Below are 25,662 nucleotides of genomic sequence, written 5' to 3' on the forward strand. Positions count from 1 at the left end.
CAAGGTGATCAAGCGGATGGCTTACGGCTACCGGGACAGCGAGTTCTTTTTCATGAAGATCAAGAATGACTTTCCCGGCAATCCGTGAAGAACCTAAAAAAAGCCAGCTTACGCTGGCTTTTTTGTGCTCGCTTGCAGACCTCAGGAAGCGTCGGCGGCCATTTCCACATCGTGAGCGATGAGGGCGACCAGAGCATTCTGCTGGCGGTGGGACAGTTGGCGGAAGCGTTGCAGCAACTCGCGCTCGTGCAGCGACAGCTCAGGGCTGTCCAGGCGCATGCTCAGCTCGTCACCCAGCGCACCTTCCTGGATAAGGCTCTGTTCCAGGCGCGCGATGATTTCGGAGTTCATGCTGCGATGATGGTTGCGCGCTACCTCGGCAATGCGCTCACGCATCCCGTCTGGCAGGCGGACGACGAACTTGTCAGCAGTGCGGCTCGAATAAATAGCCTGTTTCATTGGGCGCATATAAATTGACCGGATTTTGGTTCAGGGGAAGCGGTTCTCAAATTGGCCGCACGGGGTGGAAGTACGACCGTGGCGACGACAAAATGTTCAACCGTCAGTGAAAAATGGATGCTCATCTTGCCTCATGGTCGCCGTTTCCTTGGCGTCAAATCTGTGACAAATAGTGAGCCGGATAAAGGCTTTCTGCCAGTACCAATTATCAGAAATGAGTACTGGTTTGAAAAGTTTTACATGCTCCAACGCTCGCCACTGTCAGACTTTTGCCGTCAAAAACTGATAAAACGCAGCAAAAAGCCAGGAAACCCCCTAAAATGCGCCGGGTTCCTTCCATAGAGCATAGTGGCTATGCAACATGACGCAAGCAACCGTCGATCAGGGACAGGCCGGTTGATATTTCTGGTAGGACCGTCGGGTTCGGGGAAAGATTCCCTGATCGACGCTTCACGTGAACCGTTGGCGGCGGCCGGGGTAGAAGTCGCCCGTCGTGTCATTACCCGTTCGGCCGAGGCCAAAGGGGAAGCCGCTCAAGGGGTCACGCCCGAGCAATTCGAGGCCCTGCGTGCGCAGGGTGCGTTTGCCATGCACTGGCGGGCCAATGGCCTGGACTATGGCATTCCACAGCAGGTGGACCAGTGGCTGGCGAAGGGCAGGGCGGTGTTGGTAAATGGCTCGCGGGCCTATCTGGGCGAGGCGCGCAAGCGCTACCCGGATCTGCTGGCAGTGCTGGTCGAGGTCCGCCCGGATGTACTGCGCCAGCGCTTGCTGGCCCGTGGTCGCGAAACTGCCGAGGAAGTCGAACAGCGCCTGGCCCGCAGTGCCCGTTTGCAGGCGCTAAACGATCCGACAGCGCATGTGCTGGACAACTCCACAACCCTGGAGGCTGCGGTCTCAGCCCTGTTCGGGATACTTCGCGATGAGGGTGTGTTGCCGCAGCTTTAGCACTGCCGGAAAAGGATTACGCGAAAAAGCCCGGCAGGTGCATGACAAACGCCAGCATGCTGGTTAACATGCTGGCCGTCCCGCTGTGCAGCGCTCGTTGCCGGTGTTTGCGTCTCAGTAGCTCAATTGGATAGAGCATCCCCCTCCTAAGGGGAAGGTTGCAGGTTCAATTCCTGCCTGGGACGCCATATTTATCAAGGCCTCTACCTTTTTTGTCATTCACGCCATGCAAGCCGTGGGTGAGGGAGGCAAACGAAGCCCCGCTCAGAGACGATCTGGTGGGGCTTTTTCATGCCCGCCGCAAAACCCAGGCTTCCCGTTTCGCTGTGCTGGCCAAGGTCTGTTCGATCAAAACTGCTCGAAGAAAACCAGTGCGCCAACACATTCACCGGCTATTCCTCATTTTCTTGCAGATTAAGTTTTTTCTCAGTGATCACCGCCTCGTGCTTCAGCCACTGAACGAACGCTTGAGCAGTGGTACTGAGTGGGCGTTGTCTACGGGTGAGTAGGAAGTAGGCCAATGAGTGGCGCATCACCATGTCCGGGAATGGCATAACCAGCTCACCCGTTCGCAGGGGGCGTTCGATAAGGGCCAGTACGCAGAGCGCAATGCCATACCCCTCAATGGCGAGTTGTGCGAGGACGTTCGAGTCTGAAACGATGTGCCCGCGTCCTGGGTCCATGGCTACGCTTGGATACAGCTCATGCCAGCGTTTCCAGTCCTCGTAATCACGGTCGTGCAGCAAGGGGTGCCTGCCGAGATCAGAGGGGCTTACAAGGGGCCTGTCGCCGTTGAGCAACCGTGGCGAGCAGACGGGGACATAGTTTGCCCCCATCAAGAAATCCGAATCGAAGCCCGGCCATTTGCCGTCTCCCCATTTGATCGCCAGTTCTGTCTGGTCAGCGAACTCGACACGTTGTGTGCTCAGCGTCTGCTGGATATGGAGTGACGGAAAACGCTCGGTGAACTGCCGCAGCCGGGGCGTGAGCCAGAAGGCACTCAGCACGGGCTCTGACTCTATATGCAGAATCGGCGTTGCTGCCTTGCGCGCGCAGCGATCAAAAGCACCCACCAGGTGCTCGAAAGCCCCACGAATGTCCTCCAGCAGGTCCGCACCTTCCTGGGTCATTTTCACCGACCGGGTCGAGCGGATGAACAGTTGCACACCCAGCGCCTCTTCAAGTTTGACGACTTGCTGGCTGACAGCGGACTGGGACAGGTGGAGTACCTCGGCTGCACGCGTGAAGCTGGCAAGCTCTGCAACTGTTTTGAACGCCAGCAGCAGAGAGAGGTGGGGAAGTCGGCTCGGGCTTTGGCCTGAGCTTGAGCGATTAATAAGCACCTGTAATTAACCCATTATGAAATCGCGCTTCAGGGGGACGGCCATGCGGCATAGATTGGCTGCAGGTCCACTGTAACCGGGCCTCCTAATAATGACAAAAGCAGGACAATCGCGATGCAAACCACTCCCAAGGCCGAAAAGGCCCATGACCTCCGTTCGGGAGGTTTCCATGAAGCCTGAGTTTCACACCGTCACTGCGCCGACCAAAGACCGCACCCTGATCCTTGCAAGCCTCATCGTCATTTCCACCACCGTGTTCGGCCTGATGTCTTTCCCAGAAGAGGCAAAGCGACTGGCTGACCAACTGTTCAACGCTGCCACAATGACCTTCGGTTCTGCCGTGCAGTTGCTTGGGTTTGCCTGTGTTGTCCTGATCGCAGGCCTTGCGCTGAGCAAGTACGGAAACATCAGGCTCGGCAGCGGTCGTCCGGAATACTCCAACACCAGCTGGGTGTTCATGTTCATCTGCGCCGGCCTCGGCTCGGCCACCATGTACTGGGCTTTCATGGAGTGGGCCTATTACTACCTGACACCTGGGTTGGGCATTGCGGCGGCTAGCAAGGAAGCGCTCGAATACAGCATTGCCTACTCGTTCTTCCATTGGGGCGTTACGCCTTGGGCGATCTACGGGATGGCCTCACTTGCCATGGCGTACCACTTCCATGTCCGGCGCAACAAGGGCCTGAGCCTGGCGGCGGTGATAGAAGCCATCACCGGTTGCAAGGCTCAGGGCCCGGTTGGCCGTGTCATCGACCTGGTCTTCCTGTTTGCGACCTTTGGTGGCCTGGTGCTGACCACCACCCTGACGACCTCTACGGTTGCAAAAGGCTTGTCGGATCTTGTCGGCATCGAGGACGGCTTTGCATTGAAGGCTGGGTTGGTCGTCTCGGTAACCCTGATCTTTTCGCTGAGCTCCTACATCGGTATTGCTTCTGGCATGCAGCGTCTGGCCAAGCTCGCCTGTGGGCTGACCCTGGCATTTGCCTTGGTGGTATTGCTGCTGGGCCCGACCTTGTTCTCGATCAGCAACATCACCAATGCCGTCGGGCTGACCCTGCAAAACTTCATCCACATGAGCCTTTTCACCGACCCGGCAGGTAACGGCGAGTTCTCTCGTGGCTGGACGGTGTTCTATTGGCTGTACTGGATCACCTATACCCCGGGTGTAGCGATCTTCGTCACTCGCGTTTCTCGTGGTCGCACCATTCGTGAACTGGTCATGGCGATGATCCTTGGTGGGTGCGGTGGTTGCTGGTTCTTCTTCGGCAGCCTGGAGAGTTTTGCCATTCACCAGTTCATGGAGAAAGTGGTGGACGCCCCGGCGATGTTGGGCGGCGCGGGCGGGGAAGCTGCGGTTTCCATGCTGCTGCACAGCTTGCCGTTCGGAAAGCTGCTGTCGGTTGTCTACTTCGTGCTGATGCTGCTGTTCCTGGCTTCGCACCTGGATGCCGTGGCCTACACCGTTGCCGCCACAAGCACCCGCAACCTGCGGGAAGGTGATGACCCGACCCCTGGCTTGCGTTTGTTCTGGTGCGCGCTGTTGGCGGCACTGCCCCTGGCAATGCTGTACATCAATGCGCCGTTGAGCACGTTGAAAACGGCGGTCATTCTCACCGCGATTCCATTCATTTTGATCCTTGTCGTGAAAATCTGGGGCCTTTTCAAATGGCTCCGTGAGGACTACAGCGATTGGAGTACCGAGCGAATCATCATGCAGGCCAGGCAGCTCGCCGTGCAGGAAGAGGCGCATCGCGATCAGGCTCAGGTGGTTGATGTAGAACGTGTGGAAGCAAAAGCATGAAAATTGTAGAAGTAGAAGCCATCTGGCTGCGTGTCCCAACATTCGATGAGGTTTGCGAGTGGGGTGAGGATGCGTTGATTGTTCGCATCCACACTGACACTGGGATCGTTGGCGTGGGTGAAACGGATAGCTCGCCTGCCGTGGTCAAGGCGCTGATCGAAACGCCAGCGTCCCACGAAACCTGTCAGGGTCTTCGCGATGTGCTGCTTGGCGAGAACCCGCTGGAGATCGACCGGCTCTGGAAAAAGATGTATCGGCACAGTGAGTATGTGGGCCGTCGTGGCGCTGGCGTGCACGCCATCAGTGCTTTGGACATCGCGCTCTGGGACATTGCGGGGCAGCATTACGGTGTACCCGTCCACACAATGCTCGGTGGCAAGTACCGCGACCGTATCCCTGCTTACGGTACCTTCATTCCTAAAACCACCGATGCTGGCAACCGGGGTGTGATCAGGCACCTGCTTGGCCAAGGTCTTCGCAGCATCAAGCTCGGTGGCGCCGGTTTCGGAGAAAATCCGGCGCGTGACAAGCAGTTGCTCACGCTGGTGCGAGAAGAGATCGGTGATGACGTTCAGTTGCAGATCGACCTGGTAGGCAGGTGGCGCAACGCGGCACATGCACTTGCTCAATGCGAGGCGTTGCGCGAGTTCAACCTGAACTGGGTCGAGGAGCCTTTGCCTTCGGATGACGAGCGTGGCCTGGCGTATCTTGCCAGCCTTTGCAGGGTCAAGGTTTCGGGGGGGGAAGGGCTTGCCACCCGGCATGAGTTCCGCAACTTCCTGGAAAACACCCGGCCTGCGATTGTGCAACCTGATATCACCCGGTGCGGTGGTATCAGTGAAATGCGTCATATCTATGAGCTTGCAAATCACTACGGGGCTCAATTGGTGCCCCATGGGTTCAGCACCGGGATCTTGCTGGCAGCAACCACGCACTTTTTGGCTGCCTGCGAGTTTGGCGAGCTTATTGAGTATTCACAGAGTGAAAGCCCATTGTTCCGAAAGTTGGTGAAGAACCTGATTCCTCTAGAGGATGGTTCTGTACGGGTGCCGGACTCTCCTGGCCTGGGCCTGGTGCTCGACGAGGAGGTAATCGCCCAGTATCGAGTCGGCGCATAAATCAGTAGAAAAACCCACGTCCACGCAACGTGGGTTTTTTATTACACCCCGCCTAAGGCCAAGGACCTCAAACGAATTCTCTGCACAACATCCTGCCGATTTTTCCTGAGGAACGCGTGCGCAGGTGCCCCTACATTCCCCAGTGCTTGAGTGCCCACAACACCCCCATGCCCACAACCAGCGTCAACATGGTGCTGCGCGTGCGCCAGGCCACCAGTGCCGCCAGCACCGCCGCCGGTATCTGCGGGTTCATCCAGTCGAAACCGGCATTCCTGTCAGGCAGCACCACGGCCGGTAGCACCAGTGCCGCAAGGACGCTGGCCGGCACATAGGCCAACGCACGGCGAAACAGCGGGGGGATGCGCAGCACCGTGTGCAATTCGATGAACGATAGCCGGATGGCGAAGGTGCCCAGGCCGATCAGCACGAAGGTTATCCACTGGGTTGTTTCGCTCATGATGCTTCCTGTTCGGTGTGAGCCTCAGGTACGGCCTGTTCTTTCTGCCTGCTCTCGATGACCAGCCCGGCAACAATGCCACCCACGGCACCGACCAGCAGGCCGAGGTTGTAGGGCAGGTGGGCCGCCAGCACGGCAAGCACGCCGCCGGTCAGCGCTGCGCCCAGCATGGCGGTGTTGCGGATGCCCGGTATCAGCAGCGCCAGGAACGACAACGGAATGGCAAAGCCCAGTGACCAGTCTTCCGGGATGCCCGCACCCAGATACATACCTGCCAGTACCGAGAGGTTCCACCCGAAGAACATGGTGATGGCCGTGCCGGCATAGTAGGGGTAGGCATGGCGACCCAGCTCGCCGGAGCCCATCTTCAGCGTGCAAAGGGCAAAGGATTGGTCCGACAGCAGGTAAGCCATCGGCCACTTGTGGCGGCGCGGCAGGTGGCCCAGGTGCGGGGCCAGGCTTGCGCTGTACATCAGGAATCGCAGGTTGATCACCAGGGCGGTGACCACCATGGTCACTGGCAGGGCGGCATTTTGCATCAGCTGCATGACCACCATCTGTGCGGACCCTGAATAGAACAGCAAGGTCATGCCGATGGCGTCGGTGGGTGAGAGGCCCATGCCAATAGCCGTGACCCCGGTGATCAGGCCAAAGGGCACGATGCCGGAGGTCAATGGCAGAACGCTGTGAGCGCCCTGCCTGAATGCATGGGTCCCGCTTGGGTACGGCATTTTGGTTCCTTCGAAGGTGTTCTGGAAGTGCAATGTATGTACTTGCACGTTAATGCGCGTGACAGTTGGCCACAACGTCAGATTTCTGGAATAGTAGGCCTAAAAAAAATAGGTCTCACGCCATGGCTCTCGATACCCCAACCCGGCATTCCCTGCAGCTCAATGCCTTGCGCGCCTTCGAGGCTTCCGCACGCCTGGGCGGCTTCGCCCGCGCTGCCCTCGAGCTCAAGGTGAGCCCCGGTGCCATCGCCGCCCTGGTCAAGACGTTGGAAAGCGAATACGGCGCCGCCCTGTTCGAGCGCCATGCCAAGGGTGTGCGCCTGACGGCCTTGGGCGAAAGCGTGAAAACCCAGTTCACCGAAGCCTTCGATGCCGTGGAGGCCGCTGCGCGCACGCTTAGGCGCCTGGCTGCACCGCAGCGGGTGCACATCGTCACCTCGCCGGCGTTGGCGCAGTTGTGGATCGGGCCACGCCTGCCGGAGTTGACCCGCCTGCTGGCGCCCATCGAGATCTCGGTCACGGCGGTGGATGAGCCGCCCAACCTGAAGCGCAGCCCGTTCGATCTGTGCCTGTACTACACCGAAAAGCCCGAGCGCTGGCAGCGCAGGATCGCCACGGAAGAAGTGCTGCCCGTATGTGTACCTGCCTTGGCGGCGAGCATCACCACGCCCGAAGACCTGATCAACACCCGTTGCATCGCTGACGTGGGCTGGAACGACTGGGCCGTGTGGACCGGTGTCACCATGCCAGGCCACAAGTTCGTGGCCCGCGGTCCTGGGTTTTCCCTGTACTCGATTGCCTTGCAGCAAGCCTTGCTCGCTGCAGGTGTGCTGATGGGGCGTAGGAGCCTGGTGCAACGGTACCTGGATAGCGGTGAACTGGTTGCGCCCATCGACTGCGCGGTGCCCTTGGGCATGACCATTGCTGCGTGGCGGTTGCCGGGAGCCAAGGGCAATCAGGTGGTTGCGGCAGTGGAGGAGGCGTTGTTGCAGCTGGCGTGAGCTTGACGCTGCCTCGCCCGCCGCCGCTGGGCTCAAACCTGGCTTGCCGCCAGTGCGTCTTCATCTTCGCCGGTTACCCGCGTGGTGATGTGCGTATCGACCTTGGCCAGGGTCTTGGCCTCGACATCATCCTTCATGCGCTGGGCAATCTGCTGGTCGACCAGCTCCTTTTTCTCAGGTGGCAAGGCGTTGTATTCGTCCTCGGTCATGCCCAGTTCGCGCAGCAGCTTTTCCTTGATCATCTCGGCAGGCGATTTGGACATGTAGTCCTGAAAATCCTGCCTGGCGCTGCTGGTTTGTTCCGTACCCGCCTCGGCAGGCTGGCCGAGGCCGCTGCCAGGGTTCTGTAGCAGCACCTTGAGCTTGGCAAAGGCTTCCTCGCGGGCATCCTCGGCATCCTGCTGCGAGGTATTACCCTGGCGGCCCTGTTGCGCGGTGGCATTGCTGGCGACTACCGGTGCACGGAACTGCGGCACGTCGACCGGAGCCTGGTCATTGCCGGCGCGCTGTTGCTGATGGACCGTGGCCTGCCAGCCGAGGCCGTTAAGGGCGATTGTCATGAAATCCTCCTTGGAAATGTGAGCGGCACAGGCATGGGGCAAATGCCATGCCAGTCGTCCATGCCCCGCAACTAGCGCGTTGGAGCTGTTCCCGGTGGCAGCACGGTGGGCATATGCTTGCCCGTCAAAGGCATGATCTTGCCGCCTGCGGCAATTACCACCACTGTCGGCAGCCCCTTGATCGGAGTGCGAGCGGGCCCAGCGCTTTCGCCTGGGCGATTGCCGGCTGACCATGAGCTATGGCGTGGTGCAGTGGCAGGAAGGGGAAGACCAGCATGCACTGCTGGCGCGGGCCGACAAGGCGCTGTATCGGGCCAAAGGTGCTGGCAAGAACGCCATTGCCGAGTAGCCTGCCTGCCGCAGATCCCTGTAGGAGCGGCCTTGTGTCGCGATAGGGCTGCGAAGCAGCCCTGGCGAGTTGTGCATCAGCGCTGAAATCCTGGGGCTGCTTTGCAGCTCTATCGCGACACAAGGCCGCTCCTACAATGATCCGCGCAGGGGATAGCGTCAGTGCCGACCATAAAAAAGACCCGCAGCGCCTCTCGGCGCAGCGGGCCAAATCGGCCTTTGGCCGCTTCAGTGTCAGATATGCAGGGCGTGGCCTAGCGCACGCAATGCCGCTTCCTGTACCGCCTCACCCAGTGTCGGGTGGGCATGGATGGTACCGGCTACATCCTCAAGGCACGCGCCCATCTCCAGCGACTGGGCAAACGCCGTGGACAGCTCGGAAACCGCCACACCCACCGCCTGCCAACCCAGAATCAGGTGGTTGTCCCGGCGCGCAACCACGCGCACGAAACCGCTTTTTGCTTCCAGGCTCATGGCCCGGCCGTTAGCGGCGAACGGGAACTGCGCGACGATGCAGTCCAGGCCTTGCTGGCTGGCCTGCTCCGGTGTCTTGCCGACTACCACCACTTCCGGGTCGGTAAAGCATACGGCGGCAATCGCAGCGGGCTCGAAGCGGCGGGTCTTGCCAGCGATGATCTCGGCAACCATCTCGCCCTGGGCCATGGCCCGGTGCGCCAGCATCGGTTCGCCGGCCACGTCGCCGATGGCCCACACGTTGTGCATGCTGGTCTGGCAGCGTTCGTCGATGGCAATGGCGGCGCCGTTCATTTTCAGGTCCAGGCATTCCAGGTTGAAGCCTTGGGTGCGCGGCCGGCGGCCCACGGCTACCAGCACCTGATCGGCTTCCAGGCGCAGTTGGCCACCCTTGCCATCGTTGGCCAGCAGGCAGCCATTTTCGTACCCTTCGACGCTGTGGCCCAGGTGCACGGCGATGCCCAGCTTCTTCAGCGATTCGGCCACCGGGGCGGTCAGTTCGCTGTCGTAGGTCGGCAGGATGCGCTCACGCGCTTCCACCACGCTGACCTGCGCACCCAGCTTGCGGTAGGCGATGCCCAGTTCCAGGCCAATATAGCCGCCGCCCACCACCACCAGATGTTGCGGCAGGGCTTTCGGCGCCAGGGCTTCGGTCGAGGAAATGATCGGCCCGCCCAACGGCAGCATCGGCAGTTGGACACTGCTGGAACCGGTGGCCAGCAACAGGTGCTCGCACTGGATGCGTTGGCCGTCGACCTCGACCTGCTTGCCGTCGAGTACCTTTGCCCAGCCCTGCACCACCTTGACCCCGTGCTTTTTCAGCAGGGCGGCCACACCGGTGGTCAGGCGGTCGACGATGCCGTCTTTCCAGGCCACGCTCTGGCCGATGTCAAGGCGCGGGGAGGTAACGCTGATGCCCAGTTGCGAGGCGCCGGTAAAGCGCGAAGTCTGGTGGAACTGCTCGGCCACATGGATCAGCGCCTTGGACGGAATGCAGCCGATGTTCAGGCAGGTACCGCCCAGTGCCTGGCCTTCCACCAGCACGGTAGGGATGCCAAGTTGCCCGGCGCGGATGGCAGCCACATAGCCGCCTGGGCCGCCGCCAATGATCAACAGGGTGGTCTGGATAGTCTGTTGCATGCTCACTCCACGAACAGGCAGGCGGGTTGTTCGAGCAGGCCGCGCACGGCCTGGATGAACAGTGCGGCGTCCATGCCATCGACCACGCGGTGGTCGAACGAGCTGGACAGGTTCATCATCTTGCGCACGACGATCTGGCCGTCGATCACCACCGGCCGCTCAACCATGCGGTTGACGCCGACAATGGCCACTTCCGGCGTGTTGACCACCGGTGTGCTGACGATGCCGCCGAGCGCGCCCAGGCTGGTCAGGGTGATGGTCGAGCCGGAGAGCTCCTCGCGGCTGGCCTTGTTGTTGCGCGCTGCAAAGGCCAGGCGCGAGATCTCGCCAGCATTGGCCCATAGGCTGCCCGCTTCGGCGTGGCGCAGCACGGGCACCATCAGGCCGTTGTCGCCTTGGGTGGCGATGCCCACATGCACCGCGCCATGGCGGGTGATGACCTGGGCTTCGTCGTCATAGGTGGCGTTGATCTGCGGGAAATCGCGCAGGGCCACGACCAGTGCGCGCACCAGGAACGGCAGCAGGGTCAGCTTGCCGCGGCTGTCGCCGTGCTTGCTGTTGAGCTGCTGGCGCAACGCTTCCAGGGCGGTGACGTCGATTTCTTCCACATAGCTGAAGTGTGCGACCCGGCGCTTGGCGTCCTGCATGCGCTGGGCGATCTTGCGGCGCAGGCCGATCACCTGCACCTGCTCGCTGTCGGTGCGCTTGGCATAGCCATTGGGGGCTTGTCCGGCAGCGCTTTGCGGCTTGCTCATGAACGCATCAAGGTCTTCGTGCAGGATGCGCCCGGCCGGGCCGCTGCCGTGCACATAACGCAGCTCGATACCGGCATCCAGGGCGCGTTTGCGTACAGCCGGCGAAGCCAACGGCTTGTCGCCAGGCTGGCGTGGCACGATGGGTGCTGCCTCGTGGTTGGCTGGCGCCTGGTACGCGGCGGGTTTTATTGCTTGCTGCGGTTCTGGTTTTGCCGCGACAGGGGCAGCAGGCGCTTCGGCCGGCTTGGCTTGCGGCGCATCCACATGGTTGCCGCTGCCTTCTACTTCGATGCGGATCAGCTCGCTGCCGACCGCCATCACTTCACCCGGCTGGCCACCCAGAGCCAGCACCTTGCCGCTGACCGGCGACGGGATTTCCACGGTGGCCTTGTCGGTCATGACATCGGCCACGACCTGGTCCTCGGCGATGACGTCGCCGACCTTGACGAACCATTCCACCAACTCGACCTGCGCGATGCCTTCGCCAATGTCCGGCATCTTGATGACGTGCGTGCCCATTCAGACCTCCATGACCTTTTTCAATGCCGCACCTACCCGCGATGGCCCTGGGAAGTAAGCCCATTCCTGCGCGTGGGGGTAGGGGGTGTCCCAACCGGTGACGCGCTCGATCGGCGCCTCCAGGTGGTGGAAGCAATGCTCCTGCACCAGCGACACCAGTTCGGCACCGAAGCCGCAGGTACGGGTGGCCTCGTGCACCACCACGCAGCGGCCGGTCTTTTTCACCGACTCGACGATGGTGTCCAGGTCCAGCGGCCAAAGGCTACGCAGGTCGATCACTTCGGCGTCCACACCGCTTTCTTCGGCGGCCACCTGGGCCACGTACACGGTGGTGCCATAGGTGAGCACGGTCACGTCATTACCCGGGCGGGTGATGGCGGCCTTGTCCAGCGGCACGGTGTAGTAGCCGTCGGGCACGGCGCTGTGCGGGTGCTTCGACCAGGGCGTTACCGGGCGGTCGTGGTGGCCGTCGAACGGGCCGTTGTACAGGCGCTTGGGCTCCAGGAAAATCACCGGGTCGTCGCATTCGATCGAGGCAATCAACAACCCCTTGGCGTCATACGGGTTGGACGGCATGACAGTGCGCAGGCCGCACACCTGGGTGAACATGGCTTCCGGGCTCTGGCTGTGGGTCTGGCCGCCATAGATGCCGCCGCCGCAAGGCATGCGCAGGGTCAGCGGGGCGATGAACTCGCCGGCCGAACGGTAACGCAGGCGGGCCATTTCGGAGACGATCTGGTCGGAGGCCGGGTAGAAGTAGTCAGCGAACTGGATCTCCACCACCGGGCGCAGGCCGTAGGCGCCCATGCCCACGGCGGTGCCGACGATGCCGCTTTCGGAAATCGGCGCATCGAACACGCGCGACTTGCCGTATTTGGTTTGCAGGCCCTCGGTGCAGCGGAACACGCCGCCGAAGTAGCCGACATCCTGGCCGTACACCACCACGTTGTCGTCGCGCTCAAGCATGACGTCCATGGCCGAGCGCAGGGCCTGGATCATGGTCATGGTAGTAGTGGCCATGGCGGTTTCCGGGTTGATGCTGTTGTTGTGGTCGTTCATCTCAAACCCCCAGTTCCTGGCGTTGGCGGCGCAGGTGGTCGGGCATTTCCTTGTACACGTCCTCGAACATCGAGGCGGCGCTCGGGATGTGACCATTGGCCAGGGTGCCGTACTGCTCGGCTTCTTTCTGTGCGGCAATCACGGCGGCTTCGAACTCGGCCGTGGTGGCCTGGTGCTCTTCCTCGGACCAGTGGCCGATCTTGATCAGGTGCTGCTTCAGGCGGGCAATCGGGTCGCCCAGCGGGAAGTGGCTCCAGTCGTCAGCCGGGCGGTACTTGGACGGGTCGTCCGAGGTCGAGTGCGGGCCGGCCCGGTAGGTGACCCATTCGATCAGGCTGGGGCCCAGGCCACGGCGGGCGCGTTCGGCAGCCCAGCGCGAGGCGGCATACACGGCGACGAAGTCGTTGCCGTCAACCCGCAGCGAGGCGATGCCACAACCCACGCCACGGCCGGCGAAGGTGGTCGACTCGCCACCGGCAATGGCCTGGAAGGTAGAAATGGCCCACTGGTTGTTGACCACGTTCAGGATCACCGGGGCGCGGTACACGTGGGCGAAAGTAAGGGCGGTGTGGAAGTCCGACTCGGCGGTGGCGCCGTCGCCGATCCACGCCGAAGCGATCTTGGTATCACCCTTGATCGCCGAGGCCATGGCCCAGCCGACCGCCTGCACGAACTGGGTCGCCAGGTTGCCACTGATGGTGAAGAAGCCGGCTTCGCGCACCGAGTACATGATCGGCAGCTGGCGGCCCTTGAGCGGGTCGCGCTCGTTGGACAGCAACTGGCAGATCATCTCGACCAGCGACACGTCGCGGGCCATCAGGATGCTTTGCTGGCGGTAGGTGGGGAAGCACATGTCGGTGCGGTTGAGGGCCAGCGCCTGGCCGCTGCCGATGGCTTCTTCGCCCAGGCTCTGCATGTAGAAGGACATCTTCTTCTGGCGCTGGGCAACCACCATGCGGCTGTCGAAAATCCGCGTCTTGAGCATGGCGCGCATGCCTTGGCGGAGGATTTGCGGGTCGATGTCTTCGGCCCATGGGCCTTGCGCGTTGCCCTGCTCGTCGAGCACGCGGACCAGGCTGTAGGACAGGTCGGCGGTGTCGGCAGCATCGACATCGACAGGGGGCTTACGGGCTTGACCTGCGTCGTTCAGGCGCAGGTAGGAAAAATCGGTCTGGCAGCCTGGCCGGCCGGTAGGCTCGGGCACATGCAAACGCAGGGGGGCGTACTCGTTCATGCTTTTTACGCTCGCTCGGGTAATTGTTTTTGTGAGCTCTGAAGCGGCCGCCGCTGAATACCGGCTTGTGACTGGTAGGTCAGCGTCACCTACATCTTAGTGGCCCGGCAGGAGAATTTTTATCTCAAGTTGATTGCCTTTGCCGAGCGGGGCAGATAAACATTCCGCATAAACACAAAAAACCGGTGATTTTGTCTCATGCGCAAACTCGATCGTACCGATATCGGCATTCTCAACAGCCTGCAGGAAAATGCCCGCATCACCAACGCCGAGCTGGCACGCTCGGTGAATCTGTCGCCCACGCCCTGTTTCAACCGGGTGCGGGCCATGGAAGAACTGGGGGTCATCCGCCAGCAGGTGACCTTGCTGTCACCTGAGGCACTGGGGCTGGATGTGAACGTGTTCATCCATGTCAGCCTTGAGAAGCAGGTGGAGCAGTCGTTGCACCGTTTCGAGGAAGAAATTGCCGAGCGCCCCGAGGTGATGGAGTGCTACCTGATGACAGGGGACCCGGATTACCTGCTGCGGGTGCTGCTGCCCAGCATCCAGGCGCTGGAGCGGTTTCTTGATTACCTGACGCGGTTGCCGGGGGTGGCCAACATACGCTCGAGCTTTGCCTTGAAGCAGGTGCGCTACAAGACTGCCTTGCCGTTGCCGGCCAATGGCATGACTTTGCGGGAGTAGTGTTCTCCTGTGCTGGCCTCTTCGCGGGCTTGCCCGCTCCCACCGGTACTGCACAGCATTCGAAACCTGCGCCGTCCCTGTGGGAGCGGGCGAGCCCGCGAAGAGGAGCACGCGGTGTTGAAGGCAGGTGCTTGATATTTTAAACACCCCCAGCCTATGTTGTTGTTGTCAGCGTACAACAACAAGGACAAGCGTCATGAGCACCGCTCAGCTCCAGGGCATCGATGAAATCGAATGCGTCACCCCCGACCTCAATGGCGTCCCACGCGGCAAGGTGATGACCGCCGAGGGCTTCCTCGAAGGCCGCCGCCTGCAGATGGCCCGGGGGGTGTTGCTGCAATGCATCATGGGTGGCTACCCGCCGGCGAAATTCTACGGCAGTGACGACGGCGACCTGGCGCTGGTGGCCGAAACCAGCCAGGTCCATCTCCTGCCCTGGAGCAACGACGGCCGCGCCCTGGCCATCTGCGACGCCAATGAACTGGATGGCCGGCCTTCGGCGCTGTCCACCCGTGGCCAGCTCAAGGCGGTAATCGCCCGCTATGCAGCACTGGGGTTGGCACCCGTGGTGGCGACCGAACTCGAATTCTTCGTCTTTGCCCCCAACAGCGACCCTCAGCAGCCCTTCCAGCCACCCGTAGGCATCGATGGCCGCCGTGAGCTTGGCCATGCGGCGTTCAGTGTCAGTTCCAACAATGGCCTGCGCCCGTTCTTCAAAGAGGTGTACCAGTGCATGGCCGCGCTCGGGCTGCCGCGCGACACCTTCATGCACGAGATGGGCGTCAGCCAGTTCGAGATCAACCTGTTGCACGGCGACCCGCTGCTGCTGGCCGACCAGACCTTCCTGTTCAAGCACCTGCTCAAGGAAGTGGCGCTCAAGCACGGCCTGAGCGTGGTGTGCATGGCCAAGCCGCTGGCACGCACGCCGGGCAGTTCCATGCACATTCACCAAAGCCTGATCGAGGCAGGCAGCGGGCGTAACGTGTTCAGCGATGAGCAAGGCCTGCCGACCGACACCTTCCACCATTTTATTGGCGGCCTGCAGGCGTGCATGGCCGACTTCACCGCGCTGTTTGCGCCCAACGTCAATTCCTACCAGCGCCTGTGCCACCCCTATGCCTCGCCGAACAACGCCTGCTGGTCCGAGGACAACCGCGCCGCCGGCCTGCGCATTCCGGCCAGTGCGCCGGTAGCGCGGCGCGTTGAAAACCGGTTGCCCGGCGCCGATGCAAACCCCTACCTGGCCATCGCCGCCAGCCTGGCCGCTGGGCTGCATGGCATAGAGCAGCGCCTGCAACCATCGCCGGCCATCCAGGGTGAGTTTGAAGTGCCCGAGCACCTGAGCCTGCCGTGCACCCTGCATGCTGCCCTCGAGCGGCTCAAGCGCAGTGCGCTGGCACGGGAACTGTTCGGCAGCGAGTTCATCGAAGGTTACATCGCCAGCAAGACCCTGGAGCTGACCGATTTCTTCGACGAAATCACCCCGTGGGAGCGTCGGGTGCTGGCGGCACAGGCCTGATCGCGACACGACCTGCACCGGACACGCCCCATAGCGTTAAATCGCCGCTGGGGGCCTGCGCCATACGGTTTTTGCCCTTATGCTGCTAGCACCCGCCACCTGATCAAGGGAGCTTTACGGGACCTATGCGAAATGTATGGAAGCCGTTTCAGTCGTTGTATTTCGCCGCGCTGATGATGCTGATCGGCTCGGGCCTGCTCAGTACCTACCTGGCCCTGCGCCTGGCGGCCGACCATGTCGACAGCCTGTGGGTGGGTGCGCTGATGGCAGCCAACTACTTTGGCCTGGCAGTTGGCGGCAAGGTCGGCCACCGGCTGATCGGCCGGGTCGGGCACATTCGCGCCTATGCCACCTGCGCCGGCATCGTTGGCGCGGCGGTGCTTGGCCATGGCCTGACCAGCTGGCTACCTGCCTGGGTCGGGCTGCGGATGATCGTCGGCCTGGGGATGATGTGCCAGTACATGGTCATCGAGAGCTGGCTCAATGAGCAGGCCGATGTGAAACACCGCGGCGCGGTGTTCAGCGGCTACATGATTGCCTCTTACCTTGGGCTGGTGCTTGGCCAGCTGATCCTGGTGGTTCACCCAGAGCTTGGCCCGGAGCTGCTGATGCTGGTGGCGATGTGCTTCGCCCTGTGCCTGGTGCCCGTGGCGATGACCCGGCGCATTCACCCGGCACCTTTGCGCCCGGCACCGATGGAGCCGAAATTCTTCATCAAGCGCGTGCCGCAGTCGCTCAGTACGGTGTTGGGTTCGGGGTTGATCGTTGGCTCGTTCTACGGCCTGGCCCCCTTGTATGCCTCCAGCCAAGGCATGACCACCGAGCAGATCGGTCTGTTCATGGGTAGCTGTATTTTTGCCGGCCTGCTGGTGCAGTGGCCGCTGGGCTGGTTGTCTGACCGTTACGACCGCGCGGTACTGATCCGCAGCGTGGCAGTGGGCCTGGCGCTGGCTGCGGCGCCATTGGCGATATTGCCGAGTGTGCCGCTGGAGTTGCTGTTCGGTATCGGTTTTTTGATTTCGCTGCTGCAGTTCTGCCTTTACCCGCTGGCGGTGGCGTTTTCCAACGACCATGTGGAAAGCGAGCGACGGGTGTCGCTGACGGCCATGCTGTTGGTGACCTATGGCGTGGGTGCGTGTATCGGGCCGTTGGCGGCGGGCGTACTGATGAAGGTGCTGGGTGCGCAGATGCTGTATGCGTTCTTCGTGTTCTTCGCCCTGGTGCTGGTATGGCGCATTCGGCCGAAAGCGGTTACCGGGTTGCATCAGGTGCAGGATGCGCCGCTGGGCCACGTGGCCATGCCGGCGGCCGGTTCGCCACTGTCGGCGGCGCTGGACCCACGGGTGGATGAGCAGACCGTGCAGGAGGTGATGCAGGCACCGGTGGCGGCTGAAGATACCGAGGATGAAGGGAAGGGGGCTGAGCCACAGGCCGCAGAGCCTGAAGAAGTCAGCAAGTCGGTGTAAGCCTGTACCGGCCTCTTCGCGGGCGCGCCCGCTCCCACAGGTATAGCGTTGGCCTCAGGCTTGGCGCGGTCCCTGTGGGAGCGGGCGTGCCCGCGAAGAGGCCGGTACAGGAAGAACACAAATGAAAACGCCACCTCATCAGGTGGCGTTTTTGCATTCAGCCGACGATCAATAATCGTCCTTGTCGAACCGCCGCGCCTCACGCTGCAGCTGGTACACAAAGCTCTCGATCTTGCGCTGCGCCTGCCCGCTCAGGTTATGGAAGCGCACACCGGCAAAAGTGGTATTGATGCGTTCTTCATAATGCAGGTGACGCAGCTCGACCATGGTGTCCACCAGGCTCAGCGGGTTGCCCGCCTTGAAGCGCTCATACACCTGGCCCAGTTGCAGACGGTCTTCGACATTGCCCTCAAAGCGCAGCTTGCAACCCGTGGCCGAAATGTCCAGCAGCTTGCCACGCAGGGCGCCATTGCCTTTGAGGTGGGCACCATCGAGGATGATATCGACCAGTTGCGACAGCTTCAGCGCGGCGCGGAAGGCATTGCGGCGCTGGTGGTAGGTCATCTCTTGCGGCATGGGGCCGCTGTAGCAGCGGTGGCCGTCGACTTCGGTAATCTTCAGCTCGTGGTTGCATTCCCAGGCAATACGCACGCCATCGTGGAAGCCTTCGACGCGGAAGTGCTCACCGTTCTCGATGAATTTCTCACCGTCGCGGGGGATCATCTCGTCCAGTGCCAGGGTGTTCTTTTCACGGTCCACGTGTACCACGTAGCTCTGGAAGCGCTGGCTGCGGTCATGGAAGGTGATGATCAGGGGGTCGTGGCTTTCCTGCAGTTGCCGCAAGTTGGCCGCAATCTCCAAGGGGGTGTCCAGCACCTTTGGCGGTTGCGGTGCTTCAGTTTCATTGAACACGGCTTATCGTTCTCCAGGCAAAAGCGACACACGCAAGTAACGGCATTTTGCCAGTATGTTCCGTGCCTTGATAGAAAAAATCACACTTGGCTGAGGGCCCGTGGCTTGGCCAGCGGCGAGGTGCTGCCGCGGCTGTCATAGAGCGACGGCGAGTCGCCGCCCATGAGGATCCTGATCTGGTTGTTGGTGACGTGTTGCTGTACCTGGATGATCCGGCCATTGGTCTGGTTGACCTGCTGGCACTCGTCCATCAGCTGCGACAGCATGTCGAGCCGCTGAAGCATCACCTCGCCATGGGGCGATTGAGCGGCCACCGCTTGCACGCCGGCACGATCGGCACTCAGGCCCAGGCTGCCGAGCAACTGGCTGCGGCGCTGGCCGTGCTGCTCGATCAGGATGATCAGCGATTGCTTGCGCGCCAGAATCTGTTCCAGCAGCGGCATGTCGCGGCCATGCAGGGCGATCGCTTCTTTTTGCAGAAGGTCGAGCAGTTCCTGCAGCGGGGCAATGTCATCTTCGATCAGTTGCAGCAAGGTGGTGTCGTGCATGGCTAACTCTTGGCTTTTCTAGCGTCCGTGAAGTCAGCGCGCCGAACGGTCAGCGCTGGGCTTCGAAATCGAGCAGTTTGCTGGCGACCCGGCCGGCATCGACCTGATAGCTGCCATCGGCGATCGCCTGTTTCAACTCGGCCACGCGGGCACTGTTGACCACTGGCTCGTCGCGCAGCTTGTCGTTGATCTTCTGCAACTGCTGTGCCTCTTGGCTGAGGTGTACCGCTTCTCCGCTGGCGCTGGTGCCGCTGGCCGCTTCCTGGCTGGCTGCCGGTTTTTCGGCGCTGCCGGGTGCACTGTTGCCGCGCACGCCGCCCGTGACGGACGGAGAGTTATTCAAACGACTGAAGTCGATGACCATGATCAGAAACCTCTGGGTATTTGGACGCTTGCCTTGTTTTCGGCCAACCCGAAAGAAACTTTAGGCACAAATGCATAGCCGCCTGTCAGCAAGCTCGCGAACCCGTTTTCTGACACAGTTTAGGAAATGCGGTTCCTCACTGCCAGCGTAATCTGTGGCTGGCTACATACTGACCTCGACCTGGCCTGGCCCGGTCACCCTGGCCTTGACCACCCGTTTGGAGTTGAGGTTGCGTACCCGTATCTGTTCGCTCAGGCCGCCCTTGCTCAGGGCTTCGCCTGGCATGCGCACGCTGAGGCTGCCACTGCGGGCGACGATTACCACCTGGTCACCCTTGCGCACTACCTCGGCCTGTTCCAGGTGTTGTGGCGTGAGTACCTGGTCGATCACCGTGGGGCGCAGCATTTTCATGCCCACTGCCTGGTCCAGTTCGGTAAGAAAGCCCTGGCCAAGGGTGCCAACATCGCGCTCGCGCAGGGCCACGTCGCCTTCGCCTACCGTGTTGTCCCGCTTGAGCGGGCGGGTCACCACCACCACATCGCGGAACAGCCGCACGGTGGCCGGTACGAACACGGTCCACGGCGCCGCACCGTCGCAGCGTACCCGCACCGTCACGCGGCCCAGCGGCTGGGCGGGGCTTTCCAGCGACGCGTCCAGCTGCTGGCTGCACAATGGCATGCGCAGGCGTGGGTCCAGCGGGTTGACCTGGATTTCATAACGGCCGGCTGTCTGGGTGGTGGCCAGGTAATCTTCGACGGTGAATTCAAGAAACCCTTGGGTGACACCGATAAGCTGTTCAGGCAAGGTGAACGCGTCCGCTACCGTGCGAACGCCGGGCGCCAGCAGGCACAGCGTGGCCAGCGAGCCAGCCAGCAGGCGCGTCAATCGTCGGAAAAATGTCGTTTTCGTGTGCATGACGCTCAAAAAAGCAAAGCCCGTGCCGACTCGTAACCTGAGTTGCAACGAAAGGCTGAAAGATTAAGGAGTCTGGCATGGCGGGTGTTATGGATTCGGTCAACCAGCGCACGCAGCTGGTGGGGCAGAATCGCCTGGAGTTGCTGCTGTTCCGCCTCAATGGCGAACAGCTTTACGGCATCAATGTGTTCAAGGTCAGGGAAGTGCTGCAATGCCCTGCGCTGACCCTTTTGCCCAAGGCGCACCCGGTGGTGCGTGGTGTTGCCAATATTCGCGGGGCGACCATCCCGATCCTCGACTTGTCGATGGCTACCGGGTTGCGGCCGCTGCAGGAAGACACGCGCAACAGTTTCGTGATCATCACCGAGTACAACACCAAGACCCAGGGCTTTTTGGTGCATTCGGTCGAGCGCATCGTCAACATGAACTGGGAAGAGATTCATCCGCCACCCAAGGGCACCGGCCGGGATCACTACCTGACGGCGGTCACCCGGGTGGACAACCGCATGGTCGAGATCATCGACGTGGAGAAGGTGCTGGCCGAAGTGTCGCCGTCTTCCGAGTCGGTATCGGCCGGCGTGATCGATGCCGAGGTGCAGGACAAGGCCGTGCTGATGCGGGTGCTCACCGTCGACGATTCGTCGGTGGCGCGCAAGCAGGTCAGCCGCTGCCTGCAGACCGTGGGGGTGGAAGTGGTGGCGCTCAATGACGGCCGTCAGGCCCTGAACTACCTGCGCCAGCTGGTGGATGAGGGCAAAAAGCCGGAAGAAGAGTTCCTGATGATGATCTCGGACATTGAAATGCCGGAAATGGACGGCTACACGCTAACGGCAGAGATCCGCAGCGACCCGCGCATGCAAAAATTGCACATCTGCCTGCATACTTCGCTTTCCGGGGTGTTCAACCAGGCAATGGTCAAGAAGGTCGGCGCCGATGACTTCCTGGCCAAGTTCAAGCCGGACGACCTGGCCCAGCGGGTGGTCGACCGGATCAAGGCAGCGCATTGAAGCAGCCGGGGCAAGCCCCCGGCACCAGTGATTGAAAAGAGGCGGCAGTAGTGTCTACGGGTAATTTGGATTTCGAACAGTTCCGGGTATTCCTGGAGAAAGCCTGTGGCATCCTGCTGGGCGAGAATAAGCAGTACCTGGTTTCCAGCCGTCTCAACAAGCTGATGGAGCAACAGGGTATCAAGAGCCTGGGCGAGCTGGTGCAGCGCATTCAGGCCCAGCCGCGCGGCGGTCTGCGCGAGCAGGTGGTCGATGCCATGACCACCAACGAGACCCTGTGGTTTCGCGACACCTACCCGTTCGAAGTGCTGAAGAACAAGGTGATCCCCGAGTTCATCCGCAACAACCCGGGCCAGCGCCTGCGCATGTGGTCGGCGGCCTGTTCGTCGGGGCAGGAGCCGTATTCCATCTCGATGGCCATCGACGAGTTCGAGCGCAGCAACCTCGGCCAGCTGAAGATGGGCGCGCAAATCGTTGCCACCGACCTGTCCGGCACCATGCTCACCAACTGCAAGACCGGCGAATACGACAGCCTGGCCATTGCCCGTGGCCTGTCCCAGGAGCGCCTGCAGCGCTACTTCGACCCCAAGGGGCCGGGGCGCTGGGCGGTCAAGCCGGCCATTCGCAGCCGCGTCGAGTTCCGCTCGTTCAACCTGTTGGACAGCTATGCCAGCCTGGGCAAGTTCGACATCGTGTTCTGCCGCAACGTGCTGATCTACTTCTCTGCGCAGGTGAAGCGCGACATCCTGTTGCGTATTCACAGCACACTGAAGCCGGGTGGCTACCTGTTCCTCGGCGCCTCGGAGGCGCTGAACGGGTTGCCGGACCATTACCAGATGGTGCAGTGCAGCCCGGGGATTATTTACCAGGCGAAGTAAAAGAAAGGCCGGCAGTGAAAATTGCCGGCCTTTTTGTTTGCCTGTGCCGGCCTCTTCGCGGGTAAACCCGCTCCCACAGGTTATGCACCACCCTTGAGGGCAGCGGTGCTCCTGTGGGAGCGGGTTTACCCGCGAAGAGGCCGGCACAGGAAAAATACTGACGTCAATTTTTTGTTTTGCCGCTTTTGCCATCCGGCAATTGCCGCTTTCGCCGCCCAAGGCGGAAGGCCTTTGCCGCTTTTCTGGCATCACCCTGGCAGCACGTAGCCTCGAAAGCCCATATTTCCGGGCTTTGCGCTCGTTGGCACAGCCCTTGCTAAACCTTGCTCAACGAAATTCCGGTCAACCTCTGAAGGTTTCCCCGACATGAGCATCAGCTTCGACAAGGCGCTTGGTATTCACGAAAAGGCCATGAGTTTCCGCGCCCAGCGCGCCGAAGTGCTGGCCAACAACATTGCCAACGCCGACACGCCCAACTACAAGGCGCGTGACATGGACTTTTCTTCGGTGCTCGCTGCCGAGACCAGCAAGCAACAAAGCGGCCGCTTCGCCATGGACCGGACCAACAGCCGGCATATCGAAGCCGAAGGCCTTGCCATTGCAGCGGATGACACGCTCAAGTACCGCACCCCACTGCAGCCGTCGATCGATCAGAACACCGTGGACGCGCAGATCGAGCAATCGAACTACACCGAAAACGCCATTGGCTTCCAGGCCAGCTTCACCTTGCTCAACAGTAAATTCAAAGGGCTGGTTTCTGCCCTGCGCGGAGAATGACCATGTCCCTTTCCAGTGTTTTCAACATTGCCGGTAGCGGCATGAGCGCGCAGAACACGCGCTTGAACACCGTTGCTTCCAACATCGCCAACGCCGAGACCGTCTCTTCGAGCATCGACCAGACCTACCGCGCCCGCCACCCGGTGTTCGCCACCACCTTCCAGGATGCCCAGGCCGGCGTGAGCCAGTCGCTGTTCGAAGACCAGGGCGAGGCAGGGCAGGGGGTGCAGGTAAAAGGTATCGTCGAGGACCAGAGCACGCTGGAGGCACGCTACGAGCCAAACCACCCGGCAGCGAACAAGGACGGTTACGTCTACTACCCGAACGTCAACGTGGTCGAGGAGATGGCCGACATGATCTCCGCCAGCCGCGCGTTCCAGACCAATGCCGAGCTGATGAACACGGCCAAAAGCATGATGCAGAAAGTCCTGACCCTGGGGCAGTGATAGGAAGCCGACATGACCACTACCAACTCCACCAGCGACGTCAGTAGCGCTTACCTGACCTCGCTGCAAAAGCAGACATCGAAGACCGACAGCAGCACCGGCGCCGCCGGCAGCGCCTTGGGCAAGGATGCGTTCCTGCAACTGCTGGTTACCCAGATGCAGAACCAGAACCCGCTCGACCCGCAGGAAAACGGCGAGTTCGTGGCCCAGTTGGCGCAGTTCAGCAGCCTTGAAAGCATGCAGTCGCTCAACGACTCGGTCACCTATATCGCGGCAGGCTTGCAGTCCTCCCAAGCGCTGCAGGCTTCTTCGCTGGTTGGGCGCAATGTGATCGTCGAGACCGACAAGGCCGTGGTCGACACCAGCAAGGACATGAAAGGCACGGTCAACCTGACGTCGTCCAGTACTGCCACCTCGGTGGGTATCTACGACAAGGATGGCACGCTGGTGCGCACACTCGACCTGGGTACCCAGAAGGCCGGCAAGATCGACTTCACCTGGGATGGCCTGGACGATGATGGCGAGGTGGCAGCAGCAGGTACGTATACCTTCAAGGCCACTGCGTCGATCGATGGCACTGCCACGACCATGACCACCAACCTGCCTGCGTCGGTCACCAGTGTGACCATGGGCACCAACGGTTCGGAAATGACCCTCAACCTGGCCGGGCTGGGCAGTGTTGCGCTTTCCAAAATCCAAAGCATCGGCATCTAGGGCCTGAGCAAAACGACAGGAGTTACACATGTCTTTCAATATCGGCCTTAGCGGCCTCTATGCTGCAAACAAGGCCCTGAACGTTACCGGCAACAACATTGCCAACGTCGCCACCACCGGCTTCAAGTCGTCGCGAGCCGAGTTCGCCGACCAGTACTCCAACTCCATTCGCGGGACCAGTGCCGGCAAGAATGTGGTGGGCACTGGCGTGAAGACTGCCGCCGTGTCGCAGATGTTCACCCCCGGTAACATCAATGCCTCTGGCCAGGCGCTGGACATGGCCATCGATGGCAACGGCTTCTTCGTGATGAACGACAACGGCTCGAAAATCTACACCCGTGCCGGTGCCTTCTACAGCGACAAGGACGGCTACGTGGTCAACTCGTCGGGCTCCAACCTGCAAGGTTATGCGGTGGATGCCAACGGCAAGATCATCCAGGGTGTGCTGACCAATCTGCAGATCGACACCTCGAACCTGACGCCCAACCCAACCGGGCGCATCTCCGAGAACGTCAACCTGAACTCCAGCGCTACAGCGCCGACCGAGACGCCGTTCGACCCTACCAGGACTGACACTTACAACTACACGTTCAACACCGACGTGTACGACAGCCAGGGCAACGCTCACCAGCTGAACCAGTACTTCGTCAAGGATGCCGGCAGCAACTCCTGGACCATGTACACCACCATCGATGGCCGCAACCCGGCTGACCCGACTTCCACAACGCCATTGGCCAACAAGCTGCCGTTCAAGTCTGACGGTACCCTGGACACCGCAGCGATGACGGCGGGCCCGGTCACTGGTGGCCTGACTATCGCGGCCAACAAAACCTTCACCCTCGGCAACTGGATCCCGGCACAGAAGAACGCAGCCGGTGTATGGAGCGCCAACGGCGCAACCGCCAATACCGCGGGTGTGAATCTGGACATGCTGGGCACCACCCAGTACAACGCCGCATCGGCCACCACTGCCAAGAGCCAGGACGGCTTCGCCACCGGTGAGCTGTCGGGCCTGACCATTGACGAAAGCGGCAATATGTTCGCCAACTTCACCAACGGCCAGGACAAGGTCATCGGCCAGGTGGCGATTGCCAACTTTGCCAACCTGCAGGGCCTGACCCCGATTGGCGGCACCAACTGGAAAGAGTCCTACGCCTCCGGCGTGCCGGTGATCGGCGCCCCGGACACCGGCACGCTTGGCCAGATCACTGGCGGTGCGCTGGAAGACTCGAACGTGGACCTGACCGGCGAACTGGTCAACCTGATCAAGGCCCAGAGCAACTACCAGGCAAACGCCAAGACCATTTCCACCGAAAGCACCATCATGCAGACCATCATCCAGATGACCTGATGCTCGTTTGTTGAATTGGTGTTTTGGGGCTGCTTTGCAGCCCATCGCGACGCAAGGCCGCTGGCACGTGGCGGTGGTGCGGCACCCTCGTACGCGTAGTACAGCGGGTAGTTCATCCACTCCACCAAGGCCTC

The 25,662-nt window shown here is 61.3% G+C and carries 26 protein-coding genes, 1 tRNA gene and 1 pseudogene; 15 read left to right on the plus strand and 13 right to left on the minus strand.

Translation table 11 applies throughout. The annotated features are described in order from the left end of the window. Nucleotides 1-141: 141 nt before the first annotated feature. The gene (locus tag ACQKPZ_RS25345) at nucleotides 142-468 is read right to left on the minus strand and encodes an Arc family DNA-binding protein (RefSeq protein ID WP_003254499.1); all 327 of its coding nucleotides are present in this window, start codon (nucleotides 466-468) and stop codon (nucleotides 142-144) included. Nucleotides 469-813: 345 nt separating this feature from the next. On the opposite strand from ACQKPZ_RS25345, the gene phnN reads away from it, so the two are divergent. Then, entirely contained in the window at nucleotides 814-1,407 is a 594-nt protein-coding gene (phnN, locus tag ACQKPZ_RS25350; RefSeq protein WP_427543537.1) for a phosphonate metabolism protein/1,5-bisphosphokinase (PRPP-forming) PhnN, read from the plus strand. A 111-nt stretch (nucleotides 1,408-1,518) separates the two neighbouring features. After that, nucleotides 1,519-1,595 (plus strand) — tRNA-Arg (locus ACQKPZ_RS25355). 204 nt (nucleotides 1,596-1,799) lie between these two features. Here the strand turns inward: ACQKPZ_RS25355 and ACQKPZ_RS25360 are convergent. Further along, the gene (locus tag ACQKPZ_RS25360; RefSeq protein ID WP_427543540.1) at nucleotides 1,800-2,750 is read right to left on the minus strand and encodes a LysR substrate-binding domain-containing protein; all 951 of its coding nucleotides are present in this window, start codon (nucleotides 2,748-2,750) and stop codon (nucleotides 1,800-1,802) included. Between the two features lie 169 nt (nucleotides 2,751-2,919). Between ACQKPZ_RS25360 and ACQKPZ_RS25365 the strand changes: the two genes are divergently transcribed. Then, entirely contained in the window at nucleotides 2,920-4,551 is a 1,632-nt protein-coding gene (locus ACQKPZ_RS25365; protein ID WP_427543543.1) for a BCCT family transporter, read from the plus strand. Beyond that, nucleotides 4,548-5,669 carry a mandelate racemase/muconate lactonizing enzyme family protein gene (locus ACQKPZ_RS25370; protein WP_427543546.1) on the plus strand — a complete coding sequence of 374 codons (1,122 nt, stop codon included), beginning with the start codon at nucleotides 4,548-4,550 and terminating at the stop codon, nucleotides 5,667-5,669. Before ACQKPZ_RS25365 ends, ACQKPZ_RS25370 begins: the two co-directional genes overlap by 4 nt. 130 nt (nucleotides 5,670-5,799) lie before the next feature. Here ACQKPZ_RS25370 and ACQKPZ_RS25375 read toward each other — a convergent pair whose 3' ends face one another. Both ACQKPZ_RS25375 and ACQKPZ_RS25380 read right to left on the minus strand, forming a co-directional pair. Then, a complete protein-coding gene (locus ACQKPZ_RS25375) occupies nucleotides 5,800-6,126 on the minus strand; it encodes an AzlD domain-containing protein (RefSeq protein WP_391132795.1) in 327 nt (108 codons plus the stop codon). Continuing rightward, nucleotides 6,123-6,857, minus strand: coding sequence for an AzlC family ABC transporter permease (locus ACQKPZ_RS25380; RefSeq protein ID WP_427543549.1), 735 nt, complete (start codon nucleotides 6,855-6,857; stop codon nucleotides 6,123-6,125). The genes ACQKPZ_RS25375 and ACQKPZ_RS25380 overlap by 4 nt, the downstream gene beginning before the upstream one ends. Before the next feature lie 122 nt (nucleotides 6,858-6,979). Here ACQKPZ_RS25380 and ACQKPZ_RS25385 point away from each other — a divergent pair, with 122 nt between their 5' ends. Beyond that, complete coding sequence (locus ACQKPZ_RS25385) at nucleotides 6,980-7,858, plus strand: LysR family transcriptional regulator (RefSeq protein ID WP_427543552.1); 879 nt, start codon at nucleotides 6,980-6,982, stop codon at nucleotides 7,856-7,858. Between the two features lie 32 nt (nucleotides 7,859-7,890). On the opposite strand, the gene ACQKPZ_RS25390 is transcribed toward ACQKPZ_RS25385, so the two are convergent. After that, nucleotides 7,891-8,418, minus strand: coding sequence for a hypothetical protein (locus ACQKPZ_RS25390; protein ID WP_391132787.1), 528 nt, complete (start codon nucleotides 8,416-8,418; stop codon nucleotides 7,891-7,893). 211 nt (nucleotides 8,419-8,629) lie between these two features. On the opposite strand from ACQKPZ_RS25390, the pseudogene ACQKPZ_RS25395 reads away from it, so the two are divergent. Continuing rightward, nucleotides 8,630-8,767 (plus strand): annotated as a pseudogene (locus ACQKPZ_RS25395) (diguanylate cyclase domain-containing protein); the annotation flags it as partial. A 233-nt stretch (nucleotides 8,768-9,000) separates the two neighbouring features. On the opposite strand, the gene lpdA reads toward ACQKPZ_RS25395, so the two are convergent. Genes lpdA through ACQKPZ_RS25415 form a run of 4 tightly spaced genes read right to left on the minus strand, consistent with a single transcriptional unit; the run spans nucleotide 9,001 to nucleotide 13,947 of the window. Beyond that, a complete protein-coding gene (gene lpdA / locus ACQKPZ_RS25400) occupies nucleotides 9,001-10,380 on the minus strand; it encodes a dihydrolipoyl dehydrogenase (RefSeq protein ID WP_427543555.1) in 1,380 nt (459 codons plus the stop codon). Between the two features lie 2 nt (nucleotides 10,381-10,382). Beyond that, nucleotides 10,383-11,654 carry a dihydrolipoamide acetyltransferase family protein gene (locus tag ACQKPZ_RS25405; protein WP_427543558.1) on the minus strand — a complete coding sequence of 424 codons (1,272 nt, stop codon included), beginning with the start codon at nucleotides 11,652-11,654 and terminating at the stop codon, nucleotides 10,383-10,385. Further along, a complete protein-coding gene (locus ACQKPZ_RS25410) occupies nucleotides 11,655-12,713 on the minus strand; it encodes an alpha-ketoacid dehydrogenase subunit beta (RefSeq protein ID WP_012273542.1) in 1,059 nt (352 codons plus the stop codon). It lies immediately after the preceding gene. 1 nt (nucleotide 12,714) lies between these two features. Next, nucleotides 12,715-13,947 (minus strand): 3-methyl-2-oxobutanoate dehydrogenase (2-methylpropanoyl-transferring) subunit alpha, encoded by a 1,233-nt coding sequence (locus tag ACQKPZ_RS25415; RefSeq protein ID WP_110743639.1) that lies wholly within the window; start codon nucleotides 13,945-13,947, stop codon nucleotides 12,715-12,717. Nucleotides 13,948-14,145: 198 nt separating this feature from the next. Here ACQKPZ_RS25415 and bkdR point away from each other — a divergent pair, with 198 nt between their 5' ends. The 3 genes from bkdR to ACQKPZ_RS25430 all read left to right on the plus strand — a co-directional run bounded on the left by bkdR (nucleotide 14,146) and on the right by ACQKPZ_RS25430 (nucleotide 17,616). Next, a complete protein-coding gene (gene bkdR, locus ACQKPZ_RS25420) occupies nucleotides 14,146-14,631 on the plus strand; it encodes a Bkd operon transcriptional regulator BkdR (protein WP_012273540.1) in 486 nt (161 codons plus the stop codon). Between the two features lie 277 nt (nucleotides 14,632-14,908). Beyond that, nucleotides 14,909-16,150, plus strand: coding sequence for a glutamine synthetase family protein (locus ACQKPZ_RS25425; protein WP_427543578.1), 1,242 nt, complete (start codon nucleotides 14,909-14,911; stop codon nucleotides 16,148-16,150). Nucleotides 16,151-16,275: 125 nt separating this feature from the next. Continuing rightward, nucleotides 16,276-17,616 (plus strand): MFS transporter, encoded by a 1,341-nt coding sequence (locus tag ACQKPZ_RS25430; RefSeq protein ID WP_427543561.1) that lies wholly within the window; start codon nucleotides 16,276-16,278, stop codon nucleotides 17,614-17,616. 168 nt (nucleotides 17,617-17,784) lie between these two features. Here the strand turns inward: ACQKPZ_RS25430 and ACQKPZ_RS25435 are convergent, their stop codons facing one another. The 4 genes from ACQKPZ_RS25435 to flgA form a co-directional block, all read right to left on the minus strand. Further along, nucleotides 17,785-18,528 (minus strand): flagellar brake protein, encoded by a 744-nt coding sequence (locus ACQKPZ_RS25435; RefSeq protein ID WP_427543564.1) that lies wholly within the window; start codon nucleotides 18,526-18,528, stop codon nucleotides 17,785-17,787. Between the two features lie 80 nt (nucleotides 18,529-18,608). Next, on the minus strand, nucleotides 18,609-19,076 hold the full coding sequence (locus ACQKPZ_RS25440; RefSeq protein WP_427543567.1) for a flagella synthesis protein FlgN: 468 nt from the start codon (nucleotides 19,074-19,076) through the stop codon (nucleotides 18,609-18,611). Between the two features lie 49 nt (nucleotides 19,077-19,125). Beyond that, nucleotides 19,126-19,440, minus strand: coding sequence for a flagellar biosynthesis anti-sigma factor FlgM (gene flgM, locus ACQKPZ_RS25445; protein WP_391132767.1), 315 nt, complete (start codon nucleotides 19,438-19,440; stop codon nucleotides 19,126-19,128). A gap of 162 nt (nucleotides 19,441-19,602) precedes the next feature. After that, nucleotides 19,603-20,355: a flagellar basal body P-ring formation chaperone FlgA gene (flgA, locus tag ACQKPZ_RS25450; protein ID WP_427543570.1), complete on the minus strand. Its 753-nt coding sequence runs from the start codon at nucleotides 20,353-20,355 to the stop codon at nucleotides 19,603-19,605. 77 nt (nucleotides 20,356-20,432) lie between these two features. Here flgA and ACQKPZ_RS25455 point away from each other — a divergent pair, with 77 nt between their 5' ends. The 6 genes from ACQKPZ_RS25455 to flgE all read left to right on the plus strand — a co-directional run bounded on the left by ACQKPZ_RS25455 (nucleotide 20,433) and on the right by flgE (nucleotide 25,528). After that, nucleotides 20,433-21,362: a chemotaxis protein CheV gene (locus tag ACQKPZ_RS25455; protein WP_010955104.1), complete on the plus strand. Its 930-nt coding sequence runs from the start codon at nucleotides 20,433-20,435 to the stop codon at nucleotides 21,360-21,362. 50 nt (nucleotides 21,363-21,412) lie between these two features. Next, nucleotides 21,413-22,240, plus strand: coding sequence for a protein-glutamate O-methyltransferase CheR (cheR, locus tag ACQKPZ_RS25460; RefSeq protein ID WP_110743631.1), 828 nt, complete (start codon nucleotides 21,413-21,415; stop codon nucleotides 22,238-22,240). A gap of 366 nt (nucleotides 22,241-22,606) precedes the next feature. After that, nucleotides 22,607-23,017, plus strand: a complete 411-nt coding sequence (gene flgB, locus ACQKPZ_RS25465; protein WP_391132759.1) for a flagellar basal body rod protein FlgB — start codon at nucleotides 22,607-22,609, stop codon at nucleotides 23,015-23,017. 2 nt (nucleotides 23,018-23,019) lie between these two features. Further along, nucleotides 23,020-23,463, plus strand: coding sequence for a flagellar basal body rod protein FlgC (gene flgC, locus ACQKPZ_RS25470; RefSeq protein WP_391132756.1), 444 nt, complete (start codon nucleotides 23,020-23,022; stop codon nucleotides 23,461-23,463). Between the two features lie 12 nt (nucleotides 23,464-23,475). Next, on the plus strand, nucleotides 23,476-24,177 hold the full coding sequence (gene flgD / locus ACQKPZ_RS25475; RefSeq protein ID WP_427543572.1) for a flagellar hook assembly protein FlgD: 702 nt from the start codon (nucleotides 23,476-23,478) through the stop codon (nucleotides 24,175-24,177). A gap of 28 nt (nucleotides 24,178-24,205) precedes the next feature. Then, nucleotides 24,206-25,528 (plus strand): flagellar hook protein FlgE, encoded by a 1,323-nt coding sequence (gene flgE / locus ACQKPZ_RS25480; protein WP_427543575.1) that lies wholly within the window; start codon nucleotides 24,206-24,208, stop codon nucleotides 25,526-25,528. Nucleotides 25,529-25,662 lie beyond the last annotated feature (134 nt).

Origin of the sequence: Pseudomonas sp. NPDC089547 (assembly GCF_050280665.1) — a bacterium.
Lineage (GTDB): Bacteria > Pseudomonadota > Gammaproteobacteria > Pseudomonadales > Pseudomonadaceae > Aquipseudomonas.

Excerpts from the sequence above, each read along its gene's own strand:
- ACQKPZ_RS25345 (WP_003254499.1), bottom strand. The coding sequence starts at position 468 with ATGCGCCCAATGAAACAGGCTATTTATTCGAGCCGCACTGCTGACAAG.
- phnN (WP_427543537.1), top strand. The coding sequence starts at position 814 with ATGCAACATGACGCAAGCAACCGTCGATCAGGGACAGGCCGGTTGATA.
- ACQKPZ_RS25365 (WP_427543543.1), top strand. The coding sequence starts at position 2,920 with ATGAAGCCTGAGTTTCACACCGTCACTGCGCCGACCAAAGACCGCACC.
- ACQKPZ_RS25370 (WP_427543546.1), top strand. The coding sequence starts at position 4,548 with ATGAAAATTGTAGAAGTAGAAGCCATCTGGCTGCGTGTCCCAACATTC.
- ACQKPZ_RS25375 (WP_391132795.1), bottom strand. The coding sequence starts at position 6,126 with ATGAGCGAAACAACCCAGTGGATAACCTTCGTGCTGATCGGCCTGGGC.
- ACQKPZ_RS25380 (WP_427543549.1), bottom strand. The coding sequence starts at position 6,857 with ATGCCGTACCCAAGCGGGACCCATGCATTCAGGCAGGGCGCTCACAGC.
- ACQKPZ_RS25385 (WP_427543552.1), top strand. The coding sequence starts at position 6,980 with ATGGCTCTCGATACCCCAACCCGGCATTCCCTGCAGCTCAATGCCTTG.
- ACQKPZ_RS25390 (WP_391132787.1), bottom strand. The coding sequence starts at position 8,418 with ATGACAATCGCCCTTAACGGCCTCGGCTGGCAGGCCACGGTCCATCAG.
- lpdA (WP_427543555.1), bottom strand. The coding sequence starts at position 10,380 with ATGCAACAGACTATCCAGACCACCCTGTTGATCATTGGCGGCGGCCCA.
- ACQKPZ_RS25405 (WP_427543558.1), bottom strand. The coding sequence starts at position 11,654 with ATGGGCACGCACGTCATCAAGATGCCGGACATTGGCGAAGGCATCGCG.
- ACQKPZ_RS25410 (WP_012273542.1), bottom strand. The coding sequence starts at position 12,713 with ATGAACGACCACAACAACAGCATCAACCCGGAAACCGCCATGGCCACT.
- ACQKPZ_RS25415 (WP_110743639.1), bottom strand. The coding sequence starts at position 13,947 with ATGAACGAGTACGCCCCCCTGCGTTTGCATGTGCCCGAGCCTACCGGC.
- bkdR (WP_012273540.1), top strand. The coding sequence starts at position 14,146 with ATGCGCAAACTCGATCGTACCGATATCGGCATTCTCAACAGCCTGCAG.
- ACQKPZ_RS25425 (WP_427543578.1), top strand. The coding sequence starts at position 14,909 with ATGACCGCCGAGGGCTTCCTCGAAGGCCGCCGCCTGCAGATGGCCCGG.
- ACQKPZ_RS25430 (WP_427543561.1), top strand. The coding sequence starts at position 16,276 with ATGCGAAATGTATGGAAGCCGTTTCAGTCGTTGTATTTCGCCGCGCTG.
- ACQKPZ_RS25440 (WP_427543567.1), bottom strand. The coding sequence starts at position 19,076 with ATGCACGACACCACCTTGCTGCAACTGATCGAAGATGACATTGCCCCG.
- flgM (WP_391132767.1), bottom strand. The coding sequence starts at position 19,440 with ATGGTCATCGACTTCAGTCGTTTGAATAACTCTCCGTCCGTCACGGGC.
- flgA (WP_427543570.1), bottom strand. The coding sequence starts at position 20,355 with ATGCACACGAAAACGACATTTTTCCGACGATTGACGCGCCTGCTGGCT.
- ACQKPZ_RS25455 (WP_010955104.1), top strand. The coding sequence starts at position 20,433 with ATGGCGGGTGTTATGGATTCGGTCAACCAGCGCACGCAGCTGGTGGGG.
- flgB (WP_391132759.1), top strand. The coding sequence starts at position 22,607 with ATGAGCATCAGCTTCGACAAGGCGCTTGGTATTCACGAAAAGGCCATG.
- flgC (WP_391132756.1), top strand. The coding sequence starts at position 23,020 with ATGTCCCTTTCCAGTGTTTTCAACATTGCCGGTAGCGGCATGAGCGCG.
- flgD (WP_427543572.1), top strand. The coding sequence starts at position 23,476 with ATGACCACTACCAACTCCACCAGCGACGTCAGTAGCGCTTACCTGACC.
- flgE (WP_427543575.1), top strand. The coding sequence starts at position 24,206 with ATGTCTTTCAATATCGGCCTTAGCGGCCTCTATGCTGCAAACAAGGCC.